Source organism: Schlesneria sp., from assembly GCF_036405755.1.
Lineage (GTDB): Bacteria > Planctomycetota > Planctomycetia > Planctomycetales > Planctomycetaceae > Schlesneria > Schlesneria sphaerica.
Genome location: NZ_DASWWZ010000186.1, coordinates 1 through 4,264, shown reverse-complemented (window position 1 = coordinate 4,264; position 4,264 = coordinate 1). Strand labels below are relative to the sequence as shown.

The 4,264-nt window shown below is 57.0% G+C and carries 3 protein-coding genes; 1 reads left to right on the top strand and 2 read right to left on the bottom strand.

The annotated features are described in order from the left end of the window. Positions 1–92: 92 nt before the first annotated feature. On the bottom strand, positions 93–404 hold the full coding sequence (locus tag VGE80_RS06250) for an RNA recognition motif domain-containing protein (RefSeq protein WP_440592058.1): 312 nt from the start codon (positions 402–404) through the stop codon (positions 93–95). Positions 405–754: 350 nt separating this feature from the next. Here VGE80_RS06250 and VGE80_RS06245 point away from each other — a divergent pair, with 350 nt between their 5' ends. After that, positions 755–3,022: a hypothetical protein gene (locus VGE80_RS06245; protein ID WP_440592057.1), complete on the top strand. Its 2,268-nt coding sequence runs from the start codon at positions 755–757 to the stop codon at positions 3,020–3,022. 16 nt (positions 3,023–3,038) lie between these two features. On the opposite strand, the gene VGE80_RS06240 is transcribed toward VGE80_RS06245, so the two are convergent. Beyond that, the coding region (locus tag VGE80_RS06240) for a hypothetical protein (RefSeq protein WP_440592056.1) at positions 3,039–4,264 on the bottom strand (1,226 nt) is incomplete at its 5' end.

Sequence of the window (4,264 nt, the reverse complement as noted above, 5' to 3'; positions counted from 1 at the left end):
TTTACGGATGCCGCCTATCGGACGGCGTATTGCGAAAAGAGCCCGGCTTCGTTGGAAACCGGGCTCTCATACTGCATGCGGACTGCTATTTATTAGTAGCGTCGACCACCACCGCCGCCGCCGTAATCACTACGACCGCGGCCACCACCACCTTCTGCTTTGGGTCGAGCTTCATTAACGGTCATTGCTCGGCCGTCTTTTTCGACGCCATTCAGCGCGCCAATTGCGGCTTCTGCTTCGGACGAGTTGCTCATCTCAACGAATCCGAATCCCTTGGATCGACCTGTATCGCGATCCATGATCACTTGTGCAGACTGCACGGCACCGTGTGCCGAGAACAGCTGTTCCAACTGGCTGTCGGTAACTCCGTAGGACAAATTGCCGACGTACAGTTTCTTGCCCATGAAGGGGCCTCCTGAAAAAACCTCTAGCACTGCATCACTCGATGCAGCCACCCGCCACCGCAGCGGCGGGAAAGTTGCCGCAACTGCGCCGCAACCAAGCGCAGATCATACGCTGGTGTCTCCAGAACCACAATTCGACCAGCCTGCGATTATTGCATTTCGTATGATTATTGCCTTTGGAGTCTGCATTAAATTGGGACTCTGATCTTGACACTCGTGACGGGGCTCAGCAGGAAATGTCTCTGGAATCGAAGTAATGACGCCATTCGGATAGATTCTGTGACGCTCGCGTAAGATGATTGCACAAGCCATTTGCGTTCACACTGCGGACACCGAACCTGTTGAAACCTATGCAAGTTTTCTTCGAGCCCATCTGGTCCTGGCCACTGGTGATACTCACCAGCCTGGGACTGGTTGTACTCGTCTACGTGACTTACCAGGCCCAGCTGAAACGACTTCCGCGCCGGCAGGCTCAACTGCTGTTGACGCTGCGAATGCTCGCGGTCCTCGTCCTGACGTTTGCCATGTTCAGGCCAGCGATCCAGACTTCTGACACCGACGACAACCCCGTTCAGTTGCTCATTCTTGCTGACACCAGCCGCAGCATGAACACCTCAGACATGCCCGGGGGGACATCCCGCTTCAGCGCGGTCCGCGCTGACTTGACCCGGTACGAGCCGAAATGGAAAGAACTCGGAAACCAGGTCACGGTTCGTCAGTTCGATTTTGATCGAGGACTCGCCCCTCACAATCCCGCTGCCACAGAAGGAACCGGTGATCAGACGGCGTTCGGGGCTGTCCTGGAGGATGTAATTCGGGAGACACGCGATCACCGTTCGCTGGGCCTTCTGCTACTGACCGATGGTGCTCAACGCGCAATTCCCCCATACGACGCTGACCCGCTGACCGCTGCCCGAAAGCTGGGGGACAGCCAGGTTCCGATCTATGCCGTCGTCTATGGAACGTCCTCACTTTCGACTGCGTCACTCGATCTGGCGGTCGAAGACCTGCGAATTGATCCCATCGTCTTCGAAAAGAAACTGGTTCCCATTTCCTGCAAGGTGCGGGCGATGGGCGCCCGAGGGAAAAAAATTCGAGTTCGGGTCCTGCTCGAAGACCGCACCGGAAAGCGGATGAATGAGTCGGGCGAATTCAAACCCGCCCCCGCAACATACCAGGCTCAGACCGTCAAGGAGTTCGAGGTTCAGGGGGATGCGGAAACGCTGGCCGTCGACCTTTCGTTCGTGCCACAAACCGCCGGGGAACTGAAAGTCGCCATCCAGGTGGAGTCGGACGAGACCGAACTGCTGACTCGCAACAATCGCCGGGAAACCATTGTCTCTGTCAAAAAGGGAGGCCTGAACGTTGCGTACTTCGATCAGTTGCGCCCCGAGCAATCACGCATCCGTATGGTCAACGGAGCCGACAAAATCCAGTTGGAATTCCAGGAAGTCCGAGCGGGACGATCTGCCAGCCAGACGAAACTGGATCGATCCTGGTTCGAACCCGGCCGGTTCGATGTTTACCTGATCGGCGATGTGCGAGCGGAGTGGTTCGGCAACGAAATCCTCGAAAAACTCGCCGCGCGAGTCGAGGATGGAGCCGGGCTGCTGATGATCGGAGGGCTGCAGAATTTTGCCACCGGCGGATACGCACTTACTCCCCTCGCGGACCTCCTGCCCGTCAAAATGGATGCCGCCGACTATCGCCCGATCGGGAAACTTAACCCGAATACTCAGTATATGGGCGACGTCAAACTGGTGCCGACGGATCGGGGGTTAAAAGAGTTTGTGATGCAACTGGGAAGCAGCGACAAGAATCGATCGCTCTGGACGAACCTCCCGGCACTGGAAGGGGCAACGCGACTTCGTCCCGTGAATGACCTCGTTCGAATCTGGGCCGAGACTGCTGACAAACAACCGCTGCTGCTGGTCAACGACGTCGGCAAAGCCCGCGTCGCAGCCTTCGGTGGAGACTCGACGTGGCTTTGGTGTCTCGACGGAAAAGCCGACTTACATCAACGGTTCTGGCGGCAGATGATTCTGTGGCTGGCAAAAAAAGAAGCCGACACCGACCAGCCCGTTTGGGTGAATGTCGATCCCCGCAATTTCGCACCAGGATCAAACGCGTCCATCTTGTTTGGTGCACGAACCGCAGATGGACGGCCCGCGAAAGACACGCGTTTCGAAATTGAAGTGACCAAGCCCGACGGCCAGATCGAAAGACCCAGTCCAAGACAATTAAACGATGAGCATTCCGCTGAATTCTCGGCCACGTCGGAACCGGGTGATTACTGGGTCCGCGTCTCCGCCCGCCGATCGGGGGAATCAATCCCCGAAATGGCCTACACGCGATTCATTGTGGATGCACGCGATCTCGAACTTGACTATCCAAGCGCCGACCATGATTTTTTGAAGGAACTTGCCTCTGTTACAGGCGGGACGTCTCTCAAGCCAGAAGAGCTCGGAAGCCTCATCGAGCGACTGAAGCAAACGAAGTATGACGCTCTGACCCGAATTCAGATTACCACCCTGTGGGATAACTGGTGGCTGCTGCTGACCTTCGTGGGACTGATGAGCTGCGAATGGTTCCTGCGAAAGAAAGCCGGACTCGTTTGATGAACCAGGGACGCGGTTAGCGATTCCCTCCCGACGGTAGCACTTTCCGCCCCTCACGAAGCTCGTACCGGACAAGCTCGGCAGTGGAATGCGTCTGACGGTCAACCAGCTGATAACCCGCCTCACTTAACAGGAGATGCATCGCGGGCAGGGAATTCCGGCATAAATCCGTATCCGTCGCACAGGCGACCCAGACTGCCCGCGACTGATCGCCGTGCTGCCGAATCAGCGTCCGATAGTAATCGATTAACGGATCTCGTCCGTTCCACAGAAAGGGTAACGCATATCGCGGGTGGAACGACGGCAGGTAGAACTTGCTCACACGACAGGCCACATAGTCCATGAAGAGTGGATCATTGAAAAACTGGGGAACAAGAAATCCCTCCATCAATCCGCTTTGAACGAATACCGGTTCACCGGGCTGCCCATCTCGTTCGATGGTGAGAGCGATCTCACGCCAGTGAAATCGCTCAACCCCCGATACGCGACCTGACTGCCAAACGCGATGTGTTTCCAGACTCCATGCGGCAATCAGAAGAGCAACAGCGCCGACGGCCGCGCCGACCGGCGAATGATATCGAACGAGCAACAACGCCAGACAACACGCCCCGGGAGCAGCGAACGCCACTCGATAACGAGGATTGTTAAGACCCGGCATCCCCAGATGCGTGACCACGGCCATCATGACGAGAGGAGCCAGACCCCACACCAGCAGCACAACCAATGCGTGGCGGGAGTTAACTTCGGACGGCATTGAGGATGATCGTCCCGTGACCAGCTTCGCGATGACCAGCCCCACAACCAGCCCCACAACCAGCCCCACAACCCAGATCGGGCCAAACAATTCCCACAGGGGTGTCGGCTGTTGCCCGAATCCGAAAGCAGAATTCCACTCCGCCATCCGAATCACCGAGGGAACTAGAGGCACGCCCAAAGCCACGACGATCAGAACCCCCGCAGCCAGATGCATCAGCGGTGGGCGACTTGCCGTGGAGCCGATTCGAATCAAGCCCAATAAAACGACCAGCTGAACAGCCAAAACCGGGGCCGTGAGATAATGAGTCCACAATAGGGCACCACCAATCAGACCCCAGAGGATCGCGTAACTCCAGCGGGAAGGAGATTTCAGCCACCTGACTGTGACGAGAAAACTCACGGCCGAAAGCAGGATCATCAGCCCGTAACAGCGTCCAATTCGAACCTCGTCCATTGCCTCAGGATGCCACGCCAGGATCAGGCACG

Bases quoted from the DNA above. Each gene is read 5' to 3' on its own strand.
- VGE80_RS06245 (WP_440592057.1), top strand. From the start codon at position 755: ATGCAAGTTTTCTTCGAGCCCATCTGGTCCTGGCCACTGGTGATACTC.
- VGE80_RS06250 (WP_440592058.1), bottom strand. From the start codon at position 404: ATGGGCAAGAAACTGTACGTCGGCAATTTGTCCTACGGAGTTACCGAC.